16 protein-coding genes are annotated in these 17,124 nt (G+C 48.1%); 3 read left to right on the top strand and 13 right to left on the bottom strand.

The features are described from left to right. Nucleotides 1–35: 35 nt before the first annotated feature. The 3 genes from ACVC9U_RS03675 to trmB form a co-directional block, all read right to left on the bottom strand. On the bottom strand, nucleotides 36–1,733 hold the full coding sequence (locus tag ACVC9U_RS03675) for an NAD-dependent malic enzyme (protein WP_441390131.1): 1,698 nt from the start codon (nucleotides 1,731–1,733) through the stop codon (nucleotides 36–38). Nucleotides 1,734–1,806: 73 nt separating this feature from the next. Continuing rightward, complete coding sequence (locus ACVC9U_RS03670; RefSeq protein WP_075752483.1) at nucleotides 1,807–2,652, bottom strand: YtnP family quorum-quenching lactonase; 846 nt, start codon at nucleotides 2,650–2,652, stop codon at nucleotides 1,807–1,809. 91 nt (nucleotides 2,653–2,743) lie between these two features. Further along, nucleotides 2,744–3,385, bottom strand: coding sequence for a tRNA (guanosine(46)-N7)-methyltransferase TrmB (gene trmB, locus ACVC9U_RS03665; protein WP_075751913.1), 642 nt, complete (start codon nucleotides 3,383–3,385; stop codon nucleotides 2,744–2,746). Nucleotides 3,386–3,565: 180 nt separating this feature from the next. Between trmB and ACVC9U_RS03660 the strand changes: the two genes are divergently transcribed. Further along, nucleotides 3,566–3,844: a YtzH-like family protein gene (locus ACVC9U_RS03660; protein WP_075751912.1), complete on the top strand. Its 279-nt coding sequence runs from the start codon at nucleotides 3,566–3,568 to the stop codon at nucleotides 3,842–3,844. Here ACVC9U_RS03660 and ACVC9U_RS03655 read toward each other — a convergent pair. The 5 genes from ACVC9U_RS03655 to thpR form a co-directional block, all read right to left on the bottom strand. Beyond that, nucleotides 3,839–4,642 carry a phosphotransferase family protein gene (locus tag ACVC9U_RS03655; RefSeq protein ID WP_075752481.1) on the bottom strand — a complete coding sequence of 268 codons (804 nt, stop codon included), beginning with the start codon at nucleotides 4,640–4,642 and terminating at the stop codon, nucleotides 3,839–3,841. The two genes, ACVC9U_RS03660 and ACVC9U_RS03655, sit on opposite strands and share 6 nt — an antisense overlap. Before the next feature lie 188 nt (nucleotides 4,643–4,830). Continuing rightward, nucleotides 4,831–6,963 (bottom strand): type I pullulanase, encoded by a 2,133-nt coding sequence (gene pulA, locus ACVC9U_RS03650; protein WP_075751911.1) that lies wholly within the window; start codon nucleotides 6,961–6,963, stop codon nucleotides 4,831–4,833. Between the two features lie 26 nt (nucleotides 6,964–6,989). After that, entirely contained in the window at nucleotides 6,990–7,910 is a 921-nt protein-coding gene (locus ACVC9U_RS03645; protein WP_075751910.1) for a YegS/Rv2252/BmrU family lipid kinase, read from the bottom strand. Nucleotides 7,911–7,962: 52 nt separating this feature from the next. Then, on the bottom strand, nucleotides 7,963–8,904 hold the full coding sequence (locus ACVC9U_RS03640; RefSeq protein WP_075751909.1) for a hypothetical protein: 942 nt from the start codon (nucleotides 8,902–8,904) through the stop codon (nucleotides 7,963–7,965). Then, nucleotides 8,888–9,493 (bottom strand): RNA 2',3'-cyclic phosphodiesterase, encoded by a 606-nt coding sequence (gene thpR, locus ACVC9U_RS03635; protein WP_075751908.1) that lies wholly within the window; start codon nucleotides 9,491–9,493, stop codon nucleotides 8,888–8,890. Before thpR ends, ACVC9U_RS03640 begins: the two co-directional genes overlap by 17 nt. Nucleotides 9,494–9,632: 139 nt before the next feature. Between thpR and cysK the strand changes: the two genes are divergently transcribed. Then, the gene (cysK, locus tag ACVC9U_RS03630) at nucleotides 9,633–10,565 is read left to right on the top strand and encodes a cysteine synthase A (RefSeq protein ID WP_075751907.1); all 933 of its coding nucleotides are present in this window, start codon (nucleotides 9,633–9,635) and stop codon (nucleotides 10,563–10,565) included. 40 nt (nucleotides 10,566–10,605) lie between these two features. On the opposite strand, the gene ACVC9U_RS03625 is transcribed toward cysK, so the two are convergent. From ACVC9U_RS03625 to pepV, 3 genes are all read right to left on the bottom strand, one after another. Further along, nucleotides 10,606–11,796 (bottom strand): MFS transporter, encoded by a 1,191-nt coding sequence (locus ACVC9U_RS03625; protein WP_075751906.1) that lies wholly within the window; start codon nucleotides 11,794–11,796, stop codon nucleotides 10,606–10,608. Nucleotides 11,797–11,912: 116 nt separating this feature from the next. Next, a complete protein-coding gene (locus ACVC9U_RS03620; RefSeq protein ID WP_441390130.1) occupies nucleotides 11,913–12,386 on the bottom strand; it encodes a DUF2691 family protein in 474 nt (157 codons plus the stop codon). A gap of 16 nt (nucleotides 12,387–12,402) precedes the next feature. Further along, nucleotides 12,403–13,794 carry a dipeptidase PepV gene (pepV, locus tag ACVC9U_RS03615; protein WP_075751904.1) on the bottom strand — a complete coding sequence of 464 codons (1,392 nt, stop codon included), beginning with the start codon at nucleotides 13,792–13,794 and terminating at the stop codon, nucleotides 12,403–12,405. A gap of 107 nt (nucleotides 13,795–13,901) precedes the next feature. Here pepV and ACVC9U_RS03610 point away from each other — a divergent pair, with 107 nt between their 5' ends. Further along, complete coding sequence (locus ACVC9U_RS03610; RefSeq protein WP_075751903.1) at nucleotides 13,902–15,209, top strand: NCS2 family permease; 1,308 nt, start codon at nucleotides 13,902–13,904, stop codon at nucleotides 15,207–15,209. Nucleotides 15,210–15,229: 20 nt separating this feature from the next. Here ACVC9U_RS03610 and ACVC9U_RS03605 read toward each other — a convergent pair whose 3' ends face one another. Both ACVC9U_RS03605 and ACVC9U_RS03600 read right to left on the bottom strand, forming a co-directional pair. Beyond that, entirely contained in the window at nucleotides 15,230–16,390 is a 1,161-nt protein-coding gene (locus tag ACVC9U_RS03605; protein ID WP_075751902.1) for an ABC transporter permease, read from the bottom strand. Beyond that, nucleotides 16,387–17,097: an ABC transporter ATP-binding protein gene (locus ACVC9U_RS03600; RefSeq protein WP_075751901.1), complete on the bottom strand. Its 711-nt coding sequence runs from the start codon at nucleotides 17,095–17,097 to the stop codon at nucleotides 16,387–16,389. The genes ACVC9U_RS03605 and ACVC9U_RS03600 overlap by 4 nt, the downstream gene beginning before the upstream one ends. Nucleotides 17,098–17,124: the final 27 nt, after the last annotated feature.

Here is a 17,124-nt window from a genome sequence, read left to right as displayed (position 1 = left end):
ATCAAAAAAATGCGGCCATTTCAGGCCGCATTTTTTTATATGGCGCGAATCGGCCGATAGACCGGATGCCACATCGCATCCTGCACCGCTTGAATCACATCGTCCGGCTCATTTTCTGCCACTCTGTCTTTTATGGCTGCTTTGATGACAGCCGTTGCCACTGTTGCGGAAACCGTGCGCAAATTCTCAACCTCCGGAAGGAGCGCGGCGCCGGGCCGGCCGGTATCAACCATGCCCGCGATCGCAGCTGCGCTGGCGTAAAACATGTTGTCCGTAATCAGCCTTGCTTTAGATACGAGCGTTCCGAGCCCGAGACCGGGGAATACAAAGGCATTGTTCGCCTGGCCGATCGCATAACGGGTGCCGTTGTAATCGACAGGCTCAAACGGGCTTCCTGTGGCGACGAGCGCCCGCCCTTCCGTCCATTTGATCAAATCTTCAGGCTTTGCTTCAGATAACGGCGTCGGATTGGACATCGGGAATATAGCCGGCCGTTTCACATGCTTTGCCATTTCTTTTACGATTTCTTCTGTAAATGCGCCCGATACAGTAGAGGTTCCAATCAAAATGGTAGGCTGCACTTGTTTTACCACCTCAAGCAGATCGATTGTATCCCCCGGGCCGTTCCGGCTGAAGTCTTTGATCTCGTCGGCAGGCCGTGCATACGGCTTTTGAATGTCCTGCAAGTCGTTCATATCATCTGTCAGCAAACCGTTCCGGTCAACACACCAAAAACGGCGGTATGATTCCTCTTCCGACACCCCCTCTTGAACGAGAGCGGCGCGAATTTGCTCTGCGTTGCCGATTCCGGCCGTCCCCGCTCCGAATATGACCACTTTATGATCCTTCAGGGGCATTTTCGATATTTTGACGGCCGCAAGCACCGCTGCGAGGGTTACTGCTCCTGTGCCTTGAATGTCGTCGTTAAAGGTGCAAATTTTGTCTTTGTATTTTTTCAAAATCTGACGGGCATTTTGCGTTCCGAAATCTTCCCAATGCAGCAAAACGCCCGGAAACGTCTCGGTTGCGATTTGAACGTATTGATCAATAAACGATTCATAACGCTCGCCTCTGATCCTTGAATGCTGATTCCCGACATAAAGCGGATCATTGAGAAGCCTTTCCTGGTTCGTCCCCGCATCAATGACAACGGGAAGGACCCTGCTAGGATCGATGCCCGCAGCCGCAGTATAAACGGCAAGCTTTCCGACCGAAATGGCGATGCCTCCGACTCCCCAATCCCCGATTCCGAGAATTCCTTCAGCATCAGTGGCCACGATCAAATCGATCCGGCTTTTTTTAGCGGCCAGATTTTCAAATGCCGTTTTCATGCCTTCAGGGTCATGAACCGACAAAAACAGCCCCCGCGGCTTTCTGTATTCATGGCTGTATTGCTGGATTGCCGTTCCGACAGTCGGGGTATATACAATCGGCAGCATTTCTGTCATATGGTCGTTCAGAAGCCTGTAGAACAGCACTTCATTTCGATCATGAAGCGCCGTTAAATAGACGTTTTTGCTCAAGTCATCAGGCTGTGATTGGAACTGTTTATACGCCCGTTTTGCCTGTTCTTCAAGCGTCAGCACCTTGGGAGGAAGCAATCCTGTCAAGCCGAGAGCTTCCCTTTCCTCCGGAGGGAAGGCAACCCCTTTGTTCAGCAGGGGCGTCGCAAGGACTTCAAATCCTCTTAATTGCGTCTCGATCACTTGTTCATTCAGTTTATTGTGGCTCACCCGTCGTCTTCCTTTCACAAGTTAGTTATCCTTAGGATGGATAACAACAAAGCAAACCATTCACCAAAATAGCTTAGCGCCTTTCTCTTTTTACTGACTCTGCAATCTCGCCGTTTTCATCCCATTTTAATGCCCTGTAAATGGCGTCATGGTAAAAAATGTACCAGGCGTTTTTCTCGGCGGCTTTCGCCTGCCATTCTTGCTTCGCCGCAATCGATGTCATCGGATAATCGTCGTACGCCAGCACCCAGAGAGGATTCTGATGGGCGTGCGTCGGCATAATGTCAGCCATATGAAGGGCCGTTTCGCCGGCATCCTCGAGAACGATCACGGAATGGCCGTCGCTGTGGCCGCCTGTATGATGCATCGTAATTCCGGGCAAAACTTCAAGCTTCTCATCGAAGGTCCTCACTTGATGCTGAACCGCTTCCCAGTTTTCTTTCCAATATGTATTTTTGGAGCGGATATTCGGATTTCTCATCTCTTCCCATTCGATCGCAGACGTGTAAATCGCTGCATTCGGAAACACGGAAACAAGGCTTTCTCCCTCATAGCGCGTCAATCCGCATGCATGGTCAAAGTGGAGATGTGTCATCAGAACGGCGTTGATATCTTCCGTTGAGAGCCCGAGTGCTTTTAACGATTCAGCAATTGACGATTCTTCGGTGACCCCGTAATTTCGTTTCTGCTTATCCGTCAGTTTGCCGCACCCGATACCGGAATCGATCAGCAGATTTGTGCCGTCTTTCTGAACAAGTATAGGGTCTGTTCTCAGTTCGATCTGATTTTTCTCATTGGCGTCATACTTTTTTGACCAAAGCGGCTTGGGCACAACGCCGAACATGGCGCCTCCGTCCATGTGCGTGACGCCTCCGTTCAGCCATGTCAGCTTGATTCGTCCGATTGTTAAAGTTTCCATGATCATCCCTCCTCCTCCTATCGTAGCAAAAAACGCAACCCGAAGCTTCATTTGAAAGCAAAAAAACAGACCGCCGGAAGCAGTCTGTTTTTTATGTTCGCCATTCAGCTTCGACTCTGTAGATCGGCTGGCCTTTAGCGGCGAACTTTTCTTCGTATTCGGTCATCACGTTTCCTTCAAAATCGCTTTGATGCAGATCAAGGCTCACGAACGTCAAAACGAGTCCGTATTCGGAAAAACTGGTAAGGGAGTACTCAAATAACCCGCGGTTATCGGTTTTGAAATGAATCGCTCCCTTGCCTCCGAGCACCTGCTCATACTTTTTCAAGAACGCTTGATTGGTCAGACGGCGCTTTGCATGGCGCTTTTTCGGCCACGGGTCGGAAAAATTCAAATAGACCCGGCTGACCTCCCCATCTGCAAAAACGTCTGAAAGCATATTGGCATTAATGTTCAAAAGCTTTACATTCGGCGCCTCTGTCTGTTTTACTTTATCAACAGCGGTTACGATGACGCTTTTAAATAATTCGATTCCGATATAGTTTACATCCGGATTTTGCAGGGCCATTCCTGAAATAAATTGCCCTTTTCCGGTTCCTACTTCGATGTGGATCGGGTTGTCATTTCCAAAAACGGAATGCCATTTCCCTTTAAATTGAGACGGCTCGCTGATCACAATATGAGAGTTTTCAGCCAGGTACTCATCCGCCCAAGGCTTGTGACGCATTCGCATGTACTTACACCTCTATCTGTTATATCGTCTTACAACATACCATGAAATACCGGAATCCCGCAAGGCCTCTTCCAAAGCAAAAAAGACCGAAGATCGGCCTCCGGGTCTTTCGCGTATAAATTACAGCTTTCTGAACATTTTAATCCATATACTCCGAGAATGAAGGGAAGTGCCAATATTATGGGCTTAAATCAGCAAAATCAGATTCATCTATTAAAAGACATTCTCTCAGACCATCAGGCAGACTGCACCGGAACCGTCGCTGAATGCGAACAGGTGGAGCGGATTATCAAGTCTTTAATGGCAAATACGAATCTTGACGCCGGCCTGAAAGGCGTTCTCGAAGACATTTATTTGTATAGCCAGAGAGGAAAATCGTCCGCTTCGATCAACAGCCACATTCAGGAACACCAGGATCATCTCACACAATGGGTGGAAGATATCGACTCATTTTCATGAAGTCCCGGCGAGACGCTTCATTAATGCGTGAAGCTGTTCCAGCCCTTGGTGAAAGCCTTCCTGATTGCCTTTCGCTTTTTGCCAGAGCGTTGTCATTGCTTTTTCCGCCAATACGTACCAGGCCATTCTCAGCCTAAGATTGTCCGTTAACGAAGAGCCGTAGCGTTCGAGCCAGCTTCCCCATTCCCGCTCTTCAACGTAATGATAAAGAAGCGGCCCCAGATCGATCGCGGGATCTGCAATCATCGCTCCATCCCAATCGATTAAATAAAGCTGGTTCTGATCTGTAAGAAGCCAATTGTTATGATTAACATCACAGTGACAGACGACCTTTTCTCCGGACTGTACATCTTCGAGATGGTGCTCCAGATACAAAAGGGCTTGGTCAAGCTGCGGTATCGGATATTGCCGGGCCTGGATAAACTGCTTCAATTGAGTGATTACAGAGCTTGGCTGAAAAGGCTGCTTGCCGAGTCTCTTCAGCATGTCTAAAAGCTCTTTGGAGCTGTGAATTTTCCGAAGCATCTCAGCCACCGCCTGGCTGTTCATATCCTTCGGCTTCAGCTCTCTTCCCTTAAGCCAGTGCTGTGCTGTAATCACATCCCCGTTTTCCATTCGTTTTGTCCAAACGAGCTTAGGAACAATTCCTTCCGCGGACAGGACAGCCAAAAAAGGAGAGCTGTTGCGCTTTAAAAAAAGCTGCTGTCCATTATGTTCTGCATAATATGCGTCTCCTGTAGCTCCTCCTGCGGGGGAAATCTCCCATTCGCTACCTAGTAATTGTCCCAACCAGTTCATATCGATTTTCAACCCATCATTTCATTAAAAGATTTTAAAAAGCATCTGCTCCCTAGAGCGGGCAGCAAACCGCTTGTATTGTCGTCTCTTTATATTCAAATAAAAAGACGGCTATTGAGAGTCATTTGTGCTAAACAATAGCCGTCTTTTAAATTTTAGCGCTAGACGCCAAACTTCGTCAAGCAAAACTAAAAAATCCCTTTTGGTTCGTATAGAACGTAGGTTCCGATGCCGTTCAGCCGAAGCCTTTTTTCCGCTTGAACCTTCCCATTGAAGAACGTAAAAGGATCGCAGTGCAGCAAGTACTGTTTCTGAGCGGGCAGCTCAAGCGTTTCCTTTTTTGCAGACGGACAATGCACCACTATGATTTCGTTCCAAGAATCAAATGCTGCAATGTTCTTGAGTTTGTAGGCCGTCACCTCTCCTGTACCGCTCATAAAAGAAAGATGTTCCTTGACTTCCTCCTCTTTTTGCAGACGAAAAGCGGGATGGCTTCTCCGCAGCCTGATCAGCCGGCGCACATATTCGACATCCTCGCAAAGCTCCGCCCGCTTTTCCCAATCGAGACTGTTGATGCCATCTCCCGACCTGTAGCTGTTGCTGTCCCCATTCTTTGTTCGGCAAAATTCCTGCCCGGCATGAAGAAACGGGACGCCTTGCGAAAGCAGGACGATCGACAGCGCGAGCCTTTGCCTGAGCCGTTTTGTGCAGGCATCTTCTTCCGAACAGAAGGCCATCTTATCCCAAAACGTATGATTGTCATGGCACTCCGCATAATTGATTGACTGTGGCGGCGGCAAGAATCCCGGTGAGCCGGCAATTCCATGTTGAAGCTCTGCTTTTTTTCCAGTGTCCCCCAAAGCATATCCGCGGTCACCGAGCTCAAATGTACTCCCTTTGACTGCGTTCCTGAACCGATCATTAAAAAAGCCGACCGCCGGAACTTTTCCGGCATTTTGCAATGTTGCTTTTTGCCCGCTTTCAAGCGGGGTATTTAAATCCCAGCCTTCTCCGAACAGGAGCGCGCCCGGCTTCACATTCTCGGCAAGCTCACTGATTTGGCGGACGGTTTCAATATCAAGAATGCCCATTAAATCAAAACGAATTCCGTCGACATCATATTCTTCCAGCCAATAGCGGACAGAATCGAGAATATATTTTCGCACCATCAGCCGCTCAGAAGCAATGTCATTTCCGACGCCTGTTCCGTCTGCTGGAAAACCGTATTCATTATGTCTGAAAAAATACCCGGGAACCGTTTTTTCAAAAGGGGACGTTTCCCTCTTGTACACATGATTATATACGGCATCCATGATTACGGAGAAGCCGTGTTTGTGCAGCGTCTGAATCATCGTTTTCAGCTCGGTGATTCTGCTTTTGGGATTCTGCGGATCGAGCGAATAGCTTCCTTCAGGTGCATTAAAATGAAGGGGATTATAGCCCCAATTATAGGATTGGTCAGGAGACAGCTCGTCAACTCCGGCAAAATCGTGAAAGGGCAGAACCTCGATGTGGGTGACGCCGAGCTCTTTCAAATAGGCAATTCCCGTTGAGAAGCCGCCGGACGTTTCAGTTCCGTCCTCTGTAAAAGCAAGATATTTGCCTTTATGGCGCATACCGCTGTCTTCATGAATCGAAAAATCGCGGATGTGAACCTCATATATAACCGCATCACACGGACTGTGAAGGCTTGGCGCACGGTATTTTTCCATTTTGACTTCCTCAGGATCTATTACAACACCCTTTTCCCCGTTTACCGTAACAGCTTTCGCATAAGGATCGACTGTCAATAACGGCGTCCCGTTTACATAAAGCTCATATAAATAGGACCAGCCGTTCAGATCGCCTTCGACCGTTACCTCAAAAACACCCTTTTCTCTGCGCGTCATTTGAAAAGTATTTGTTTGAAGCGAATCAGGGCTCTCCAGCTTGATCGCTGCCGTACTCGCGGTCGGCGCCCATACCTTAAATAAAGTACGCTCTTTTGAATAAAAAGCGCCGAGACGGCCGCCATAAAAAAAAGCCTTATCAAACGCCGCACTTCGCGTAACAGAACCGATTTGCAGGTCTGTCCAGACGCTTTCTTCACAGCATACTTTGTGAACTCTTCCGAATGGAACGGGGCGGCTGCTTTGGAGAACATACTTGAATTTCTCCTCAAGCTCCTCCGTCGCTTTTACCGAAAGATCTATCCTCTCTCCTTGATCATCTTCAAGCAGAAAAGGGGGGCTGCAGTTTAACGCGCGGCTCTTCGGAACTAAAACAGTGATCGTTCTCATTTCATCGAGATAAGCTTCAAAAGGGCGGCTGATACCCGGCATCTCAGTCTCTCCTTCATTCGAAAGATTTATGCTCTTAACCGAAGAGATTCGGTCCCTGTTTTGATGAAAACGGGCGCCCAGCCGATCACTTCTCCATCCGCTTGAAAGAGCACCCGCTCATTCGTATGAAAATAAATTTCTTTCGTCTTAAATGCCGTAACACCGTTTTTGCCGATGTGTTTGCCGAATATCATCGCAAACAAGAGGCCAGCTTTTTTCAATACGGAGTGGTCTTCAATAATGATCACGTCTAAAAACTCATCCCGCGGATTCGCGTTCGGTGCAACCTTCATGCCTCCGCCATAGTAGGGGTGATTTGAAACCGACGCAAACCAGATTTTTTTAAACGTACGCTTGTCATCCCCGTTCTCATACGAAAGAACAAACGGTTTAAACGTAAACGCCGTAACAAAGAAAATCAGCGGCTGAATCAAATGATTCAGCCTGAGAGCAGCCGTCCATTTCGGCAAAGCAGTCATCTTTTTGACGGCGCAGGCATCAAATCCTAGGCTGAGATGATTGGCAAAATAAAGTTCGTTTTCACTGTCTTTCGTATGAAAGCTTCCGAGGGCATAGGTCCGGGTCAGTGATTCCCCTTTTCGCTTCATTTCCTTGATGACATTCGATTTTTTCACGGCAAAGCCGCGTTTAAAATCATTATTTAAGCCCGACGGGATGACGCTCAGCTGAATGTCCCGCAAGCTGACTAAGCCGTTGAGCACTTCATGGACGGTTCCGTCCCCGCCGATCACCAGCAGACGCTTCAACCTGTCATCCTGCATCGTTGATATTTGCCTTGCCAACACTTCAGCATGCCCGGGATGCTGGGTCATAAATGAGCGGTACGATATATTTGCCTTTTGAAGGTCTTTCTGCAATGATTTCCATACTCTGAAGGCCGTCGCATTTCCCGCCTTTGGATTTATGATGATATACCAATCGCTCATGATTCCATTCTCCATTTTATAGTATGAAAAAGCCGGGATAACGTTCTGGCGGTCAGCTCAGCCATTCCTGTCTCCGCATCGAGTCGGAGACGCCGTGCGACAACAGAATTTTCGCCGTTTTCAGCTGCTGGCTTTTAATCGGTGCGAAGTTCTTTTGCTGCTTCTCCAGCCACTCTTTCCAGTGTCTTTTGTCGCAAATGCCGATTCCGTAAGGAGGTTCCGGATAATCGATGTACGATGTCCGGCTGACAATGACTTTGCGCACAGGCAGTTCAATCCCCGATCCCTTTAACAAGCCGGAAAGAACCGTGCCTGTCCTGAGAAGCTCGACAGCCGGATTTAACAGTGACCGCTCCCTTCCCCTTACCGTTTTTTCTTTCCAAAAACGATCTTTGGAACCGATAAATGCGCTGTCCTTCTCGCCTTCGAGAAATGATATACAGTAGATCTCAAGAGGCGTGAGAATCAAGACGCTGAGCTCTACCGCAGCCTGATTCACCTGCAGCACCGGCCGATACATGATGAAATATGAATCCGGCAGCTGCTGTGCCAAAATGTGCAGGATTTTATCGCTTTTTATTTCCCGGGAAAGCCTGGATATGTCAGAGATTGTCGAGCTTGCCCATTTCAGCTGAAACTCGTACACGTATTCTTTGAAAAACGACACGAGCTCCTCCCCTGCCGCAGGAATTCTTGCGATCAAGCTTTCATCCGTTTCTCCGTCCAGTCCGTTAAACCATTCATCGGCTTCTTTTCCTTTATTAATATCGGATGCTTCTTTTTTTCTCTTTAATGTAAATGTCTTCTTTCTTTTTCCGATCGTTTCATCATCGACGGCTCCTTCATCGTAATGAAGGCTGTCTTTCTTTTTCTCAGCCATCTCTTTAATTGACTGCCAGCGCTGCTTTTTCAAGCGGATAAACTGGTTGATATAATGATAAGGATCCTGTTCATACCTTGAAATACAGTCCTGTATTTTAATAATCTGTGCCATCTGCGTTCATCTCCGAATCTTGCTTTTCTGCAGCCGGCCGTTCGCCGAAATGGAAAACGGCTTGATGCTCATATTTGGGAAGCCTGTCTAAATGGGTTTGAAAGATGGTGAAATGCCGGGCCGTAAAAGACACCGCGTCTTCAAGAGGCTTCAGGCGGCCGTTAAAAGAGGCCGATCCATTCCACTTTCTCGCGACCGTCATATGTGGATGAAAAGGCCGTTTTTCAATTTCAAATCCCGCCGCATCTGCAGCATGCTTCACCCGTTCCCTCACGTGAAAGAGAGCGGCTGAGTATTCCGGTTCTGCATGAAGAATTCTCGGCTCCGACGGCTTGCCGAACGTTCCGAAACGTTTCAAGGCAATCTGAAACGGAGCCGTCTCATCGGAGATCAGCTTGAGGCTGTCAGCAAGCATAGCCAGCTGCTCTTCTTCAGCGGAGCCGAGGAACACGAGGGTGATGTGGTAGTCCAAAGGATGCACCCATCTATGAAAAGAAAATTCCGGACGGCTGCTGACTGTTCGATAAAGCGGCTCACTAAGCTCCGCCGGAATTGGAATTCCAATAAAGTAATGCGGTTTGACTGACATATGTATGGCTTCCTCCTCATTCGTCTTCTCTATATTTTAACAAAAAATATAAGGACTTATAACCTCTCTATTTTCCACTTTCCGAGGCCTTATGATAGGATATTGACAGAATCATGTTTTTTAGAAAGGGTGCACAGCCGTGAAAGCCGTTCAAAATATTGCAGAATTAATCGGGGAAACGCCCCTTGTCAAGTTGAACCGCGTTCAGCCCGAAAACGCAGCCCAAGTTTATATAAAGCTTGAATCTTTTAATCCGAGCGGAAGCGTGAAAGACCGCGCGGCCTACCAAATGATTGTGGATGCCGAAGAAAAAGGCCTGCTGAAACCGGGTTCAACCATCATCGAACCGACGAGCGGAAACACCGGCATCGGCCTTGCGATGAACGCGGCGGCAAGGGGCTACAAAGCCATTCTTGTTATGCCTGATACGATGACAAAAGAGCGGATCAATCTTCTGAAAGCGTACGGGGCTGAGGTCGTCCTGACGCCGGGGGATGAAAGGATGCCGGGCAGCATCAAAAAAGCGCAGGAGCTCGCTCGGGAAATCCCGGGCAGCTTTATTCCGATGCAGTTTGATAATGAAGCCAATCCGGAGGCTCACCGGAGATCAACCGCTTTGGAAATTGCCCGGGCAATAGAAGAAATCGGCAAACCGCTCGCCGCATTTGTTGCAACAGCAGGAACAGGGGGAACGATTACCGGAACAGGCGAAAAGCTGAAAGCATTATTTCCGGGCATAACCGTTCATGTGGCAGAACCTGCAGGGTCGCCTGTTTTATCCGGGGGCAAACCGGGAAAGCACAAGCTTGTCGGGACAAGTCCGGGATTTATTCCAAACATTTTAAACGAAAACGTCTATGACGAAATCTTAAAGATCAAAGACGAAGAAGCTTATGAGATGACGCGCAGATTGGCGCGGGAAGAAGGAATCCTTGTCGGTCCTTCTTCTGGGGCCGCTTGCTTCGCCGCTGTTGAAACAGCCAAGAAGCTCCCTCCCGGCAAAGTGGTCGTCTGTATGACAGCCGATACAGGGGAACGCTATTTATCAAGCGATTTATTTCAATTTGATTAAGAGAGAAAAGCCTGATTTCTGTTGTGAAATCAGGCTTTTTTTATGAAGGTATTGATGTCTGTACGGCTGCCGTCTTTTTTGAAAAGGCGTTGATCATCACGAACAACAGGAAAGATAGAGAGGATAAAACGCCGAAGAACAAATAGACGGACAGCGCTGAATAGCGTTTATAAATCAACCCGCCGGCAAATGTACAAAACAAGTTGCCAAAACCATTTCCGACGGCTGTGTACAGACTGATCGCTGTAGCGCCCAAATGACCGGGTGCCAGCTTTCTTACGTATTGCAGCGCGGCCGGAATAAACAATCCGATCGAAAAGCCCTGTACAATACATGTCGCATAAACAAACGGCAGTGACGGCATGATGTAGTAAAAAATCCAGCGAAGCGAGGAAATGAAAACCGCAAACAGCAGCACCCTTTCAATTCCAAACCGCTGAATCAAGCGGTTCGCGGCTTTCATAAAAGGCGCTTCACTGCCGGCAGCGACCAAAAACGCGATCCCCACTCCCGCAAGCATGCCCCCGATTTCATTGATATAGATGCCAAAATAAATGTTATGGGCAAGTGTAGGTCCCATCATCAAAAAGGCGGCAAGCAAAAAGATCAAATACTTTTTGATTTTGAATAACTCTCTGATCCCGCTCTTCAAATCGACCTTCATCGCTTTATTTTCTTTCGGAAGCATGTGAGCGAATAAAGCTGAAGCGATCAGGAACAAAGTAAACGTATAAAAAATAACGGAAAGATGAAAAATTTCAGCAAGCCTTCCCATCACAAAAACGGCGGCGGCAAAGCCGAGGGCGCCCCACAGCCGAATCGATCCGTAGGGGATTTTTGATTTTTCCGAAAAATTGACCGCGATGCTGTCGGACAGCGGGACGATGGCGCTTTGAAATACAGCAAGAAAAATCATCGCAAGAAGCAGCCATTCATATGATTTGAATAGTGAGAACAAGAAGGCAAATAAAGCCGTCGACAGTAAAGCAATCGTCAAAAGCACGGTAGGTCTTCTCGTTAAATCGCTCATGATTCCCCAGACAGGCTGGATGAAAATCATGACAACGGGGCTGATCGACAAGATCAGGCCGATTTGCCCGCCTGACAAATGAACGGCATCTTTTAAATACACGGAAAGAAGCGGATAAAATGCCCCGTAACCGAAAAAGAACAAAAAGTAAAATGAATAAAACCGTTTCTTCACATGCTGCAATTCCTTTTCCTGCTTCAAAAAGCCCCTCTCCTCTCGGACGCCTGTACGCACCTTTACTATATTCGTTATCCTTGAAAACAGCAATGTTTTTCAGAAAAAAAAAGCCGCTCTAGAGAGCGGCCGTCTTTGTTGTGCTACACATGCATTCCCGTCCTGGTGTCGTTGTGATCCGTTATATATTCAATACGCTTGAAACCGCAGTCCTTTGCATTTTGATACAGAAGCTCCAGCTTTTTTTGATCTTTGCAGTATATCGTGACAAAACTCGAATCTGCTGTATGCACAATCAGCTCGCAGCTGCTTTTCATATATGATTCATATGTGCTGACATCTTCAGGATGACCATCCGGGGGAAAAGCCTTCAGATCGGCGAAGATGAGATAGTATTTTTCGTCTTCCAGCCTTTTTTTAAATGTTTTTCCTGTCAGCACCTGCGGTTCTTGGGGAAAAAGATTTTCATCTGACAATTCACCGTTTTGCACGAGATAGCATTCGCCATCGGCAAGCAGCCAATTGAAACAGGCCGGATCAACCGGCTTCAGCATATCGAGAAGAAAGCGCCCGTACCCGTTCGGGATTTCAAATATTACGCCTCGCTTATGACTCATGTCATCACTCGCTTTGCTACTTCGCCAATTCATAAATGGCCTGTGCATAAATCGATACAGCCTTCAGCAGATCATCAATTTCCATATACTCGTCTTTCTGATGGGCAACGTCAGGCCGGCCTGGAAACAGCGGGCCAAATGCCACGCCGGCTTCCAGTGACCGTGCATATGTCGCCCCGCCGATAGAAATTAATTGTGCCGTTTCCCCTGTCTGCTCCTCATAGACCCGCTGCAGCGTTTTGATCAGCTCATGGTCTTTTGCTACATGATGGGGCTTGCTGTCTTTAAAGCTCACCAGCCGGGCGCCCTTTATTTGCGAAAGCCCGGATTTCACCCGATCGCTCTCTTCAGTCACAGGATAGCGGATGTTAATATGGGCTTCTCCGCCTTTTTCCTGTTCATACTGCAGCCGTCCGACATTCAACGTCAGCTCTCCGCTGATGTCATCGCGGCAGCCGATGCCGATTTTTTTCCCTCTCGTATCTCCGGCAAAAGCCCCGCTAACCGTTTGAACAAACTGGAGCCCGGCTCTGTCAAGGGATTGTGTATGTAAAAACTCGGCCAAAATGAGACCGGCATTGACACCGTTATTAGGCTCCATGGCGTGAGCTGATTTGCCGTACACGGTTAATGTCAGTCTGCCGCCTTCTTGAAGAATACGCCCTTCTGCACGCTTTTCTTTTACAAACCGGACAAATGACTCTTCAAAACCTGACGGGGCAGACCCCTCCAGGACGGCTTCGGCATCATCAGGCACCATATTCAGACGCCGGCCGGACCGGAAAGTCTCCAATGTTAAGTCCGCACCTGTTTCCGCTTGATCAGTTTCAATTTTTAAAGCCGCGTCAATCAGGCCTTTTTCCGCATAGATAATCGGAAAATCAGCATCAGGCGCAAAACCGGCCGAAGGCATCTCTTCGTGTTTAAAATAATGCTCCACACAGCGCCAGTCGCTTTCTTCATCGGTGCCGATAATCATTCTGATTCGCTTTGATAATGGGAGGCCGGAGTCTTTGACAATTTTTAAAGCATGATACGCGGCCATTGTCGGCCCTTTATCATCAAGCGCTCCCCTTGCATAGATCCGGCCGTCTCTGATTTCTGCAGCAAACGGATCGCTCGTCCAGCCGTCTCCGGGCGGAACGACATCAATATGGCAAAGCACACCGATGATCTCCTCGCCTTTCCCCCATTCGATATGGCCTGCATACCCGTCAAGATTTTTGACCGTAAACCCGCTTTCTTCCCCTTTATTGAGAAGCGCTGTCAGGCATTCTTGAATTCCTTTTCCAAACGGCCGGCCCGGACCCGCCGTCCCTCCATCAAGGACGCTGTTGATTTTTAAAAAACCTTGAATATCCTCTACGATCTCATTCCGTCTTTTTAACACTTCCTGTTCCCAGTTCATAATTTCGCCCCTTCTTTTTTCAGTTTAGCCAAAAACCCTTGCAAAAACACCCGATAACGAATAATATAGATATTGTTTTGCTACAATGTTCGTTATTGGAGGAAATGATGTTTAACATAAAAGAAAACCAAACCACAGTCAAAAAAGAAATCCTCGCCGGTATTACAACCTTCTTCACAATGGTTTATATCGTCGTGGTCAACCCGAGTATCCTTTCCGGCACAGGCGTCCCGTTTGATCAAGTGTTCACTGCCACAATCATCGCCGCAGTCGTCGGAACGCTTTGGATGGCGCTTTCCGCCAATTTTCCGATCGCGATTGCACCCGGGATGGGACTGAACGCGTATTTTGCAGTGTCAGTCGTCGGCTCGTCCAACGGCGAAATTTCTTATCAGACAGCATTCAGCGCTGTTTTCGCGGCCGGTATCCTCTTTATTATCTTATCGCTAACACCTCTTAGAAAACAACTGATCGAAGCCATTCCGGCCAATCTAAAATACGGGATTACCGCCGGAATCGGATTGTTTATCGCTTTTGTCGGTCTGAGAGGAGCCGGAATCATTACCGCCAATGAATCCAATTTGGTCGGGCTCGGCAATCTGCACTCGCCCGGAGTGATCCTGGCACTAATCGGCTTGGCTTTCTCCGTCGTTTTGATGGTCATGAATGTGAACGGCGCTTTATTTTTCGGTATGATCTTAACCGGACTGATCGCCTTTTTTACCGGTCAGCTTGAGTTTACCAAAGGGATTCTGTCAATGCCTCATCTGCCGGAAAAACTGATCGTCACAAACCCTTTCGCCGCTTTTGGAGATGTCGTCCACTACGGCCTTTATTCGGTTGTCTTCTCGTTTCTGCTCGTCACGATTTTTGATACGACAGGAACGATGATCGGTGTCGCCGAACAAGCCGGACTCATGAAAAACAACAAACTGCCGAATGCAAGAAAAGCCCTTCTTGCCGATTCGACAGCGACGACGATCGGCGCAATGTTCGGGACAAGTCCGACGACCGCTTATATCGAATCATCCGCAGGGGTGGCTGCAGGCGGAAGAACAGGGCTTACGTCTTTAACAGTCGCTGTGCTTTTCGGAGCGGCGCTGTTTTTCAGTCCGCTTGTGAGCGCGGTCTCCGGGATCTCGGCGATTACGTCGCCGGCATTGATCATTGTAGGAAGCATGATGATCGGCGCTGTCACCAACATTCGCTGGAAAGAGCTTGACGAAGCATTCCCGGCCTTTCTCGTCATTTTGACAATGCCGCTGACATCATCTATTGCGACAGGCATTTCCTTCGGGTTTATTTCTTATCCGATTGTCAAAGCCGCGAAAGGCAAATGGCGCGAGATTCATCCGCTTGTCTTCGTGTTTGCCGTTCTCTTTTTCATACACCTCTTCTTTTTGGAAGGGCATTAAACGACTGAACCCCGTCTTTTTTAAAAAGACGGGGTTTTCAGCATCAGGCTGAGCGCGATGACGAGGCAGCACCAGATCAACCCCGGATAGAAAAGCCAGTCAATGGAATTCCGCCTGGCTTCATAAAAAGCGTCGCTTTCTTTGTCTGCCCCCAGCAAAAAAACGCGTTCCATCACCTTGTCAAAATGGACGGACAACAGACTTCGATAAGCGAAGGCAAAAACCAGGAGAGCGCCCGCTTTCATCCAGATCGGTCCAACCATTATCAGCGCCGTAAAAATGCCGATCATTTGCATAAGCTGTCTTTTATAGTCCGGATGGCGCAGCATCACTTTAAAAAAGATTTCCTTAAGACCATTTTGCACTGTACGGGCTTTAAAGATTTTCCGAGATTTATTAAAGAACAGCCGCGGCCTTTTTGCCCCTCGTTTCCCCGGCTTCGGCATGCTTCCATCCAGGTTCAGCGACAGGAAAAATTTTGCGAGTCTCAGCTTTCTTCTGTTATCAAATTCAACCTCTTCATAAAATAGATACATGTTGCCGAGAGTGCCTGCGACGGTCTTCATCGCGGCCGCAGGCAGCACCAGGCCGATCAAGAGCACAACCGGCCAGGAAAACAACAAAACAACTGCACAAGCCGACAGCCACACGAAAAAGATCAGTCCGGCGTTCAGCACCCGGTGTTTCAGCTTGTACTGCCATCCGATGTTCCGCCTCTTCAAGACGGTGATCAAGGAATTGAGACAGAAATAAAAAAAGAATACGGCGAGACAAGCGGGCAGTTCAACCCCAAATTGTCTGACGAACAGTGGAGTAAACACGGCCGCCGCAAACAGCCATTTGCAAAACTGGACAAACAGACAATATAAATAGCCGCACCTTTTCATGTCCAGCACGAGCGTCTTTTTTTGCAACAAATAAAGCTGATCGGCTTCGATTAAAAAAGTCCTGACAGACCCAAACAGCGTAAAAACGGCCGGAGCCAGCACAATCAATTCGGCCTGCCATCCGTTAGCAAACGCCCCTTCATTCAGCCATTTGATATATTGATAAACGCCGATTCCAGCCGCAGGCAGCACAATATACAGCGCAACCGTCCAGTCGATGACCAGTTTGATGATCCGGAGCTGATAAAGACAGTCCGCTTTCAGCCTGCTGATAAACAGCGACCGGCCGCTCATGCGGGCGCACCTTTTACAGCAAAGTAAAAGCAGTCAAGCAGCGAGCCATCCGAAAGGCCGGTTTTCTCCCGCAGCTCTTCGAGCGTACCTTCCAGCATCAGACGGCCATTTGAAATCAGCAAAAAACGGTCACAGATTTTCTCGGCGGTATCCAGCACATGCGTACAAAGCAAAATACCCGCTCCCCGCTTCTGCTCTTCTTTCAGCATATCCAAAAAGAGGCGGCTTGCGATCGGATCAAGCCCGATAAACGGTTCATCGATAATATATAGATCAGGCTGCATGAGAAAAGCATGGATCAGCATCAGCTTTTGCTGCATCCCTTTCGAAAAGCTTCCCGGATAATCATGAAGCGCATGCTCCAGCGAGAATCGCTCGATGAGCCGATTCGCCCTCGGCAAAAACGAGGACTCGTCCTCCTGCAAAAACGTCCCTAAAGCCGTGATATGCTCCCATAAAGTCAATTCGTCGTAAAAACTGGGCTGTTCAGGTATGTATGCATAGTTTGCCGTTTCAGGCCATTCAATCTGCCCGGCCATATGCCTTGTTAAACCGAGTATCGTTTTAATTGTCGTGCTTTTCCCCGCTCCATTCGGTCCGATTAATCCGACGAGCTCGCCTTCCCCCACAGCAAACGATATATTTTCGATCGCCGATTCCTTTTCTTCATAACCGGATTTTTCGATATGCACTTTTAATTTGATCATCTTTACCACCTCTCTTTTAATACGTAT

The sequence above is a fragment of the Bacillus sp. GM2 genome (genome assembly GCF_056155945.1).
Note: the sequence above shows the minus strand (reverse complement) of the source record. Positions and strands in the feature narration are given on the sequence as shown.

Bases quoted from the DNA above. Each gene is read 5' to 3' on its own strand.
- ACVC9U_RS03670 (WP_075752483.1), bottom strand. From the start codon at position 2,652: ATGGAAACTTTAACAATCGGACGAATCAAGCTGACATGGCTGAACGGA.
- trmB (WP_075751913.1), bottom strand. From the start codon at position 3,385: ATGCGAATGCGTCACAAGCCTTGGGCGGATGAGTACCTGGCTGAAAAC.
- ACVC9U_RS03660 (WP_075751912.1), top strand. From the start codon at position 3,566: ATGGGCTTAAATCAGCAAAATCAGATTCATCTATTAAAAGACATTCTC.
- ACVC9U_RS03655 (WP_075752481.1), bottom strand. From the start codon at position 4,642: ATGAACTGGTTGGGACAATTACTAGGTAGCGAATGGGAGATTTCCCCC.
- pulA (WP_075751911.1), bottom strand. From the start codon at position 6,963: ATGCCGGGTATCAGCCGCCCTTTTGAAGCTTATCTCGATGAAATGAGA.
- ACVC9U_RS03645 (WP_075751910.1), bottom strand. From the start codon at position 7,910: ATGAGCGATTGGTATATCATCATAAATCCAAAGGCGGGAAATGCGACG.
- ACVC9U_RS03640 (WP_075751909.1), bottom strand. From the start codon at position 8,904: ATGGCACAGATTATTAAAATACAGGACTGTATTTCAAGGTATGAACAG.
- thpR (WP_075751908.1), bottom strand. From the start codon at position 9,493: ATGTCAGTCAAACCGCATTACTTTATTGGAATTCCAATTCCGGCGGAG.
- ACVC9U_RS03620 (WP_441390130.1), bottom strand. From the start codon at position 12,386: ATGAGTCATAAGCGAGGCGTAATATTTGAAATCCCGAACGGGTACGGG.
- pepV (WP_075751904.1), bottom strand. From the start codon at position 13,794: ATGAACTGGGAACAGGAAGTGTTAAAAAGACGGAATGAGATCGTAGAG.
- ACVC9U_RS03610 (WP_075751903.1), top strand. From the start codon at position 13,902: ATGTTTAACATAAAAGAAAACCAAACCACAGTCAAAAAAGAAATCCTC.
- ACVC9U_RS03605 (WP_075751902.1), bottom strand. From the start codon at position 16,390: ATGAGCGGCCGGTCGCTGTTTATCAGCAGGCTGAAAGCGGACTGTCTT.
- ACVC9U_RS03600 (WP_075751901.1), bottom strand. From the start codon at position 17,097: ATGATCAAATTAAAAGTGCATATCGAAAAATCCGGTTATGAAGAAAAG.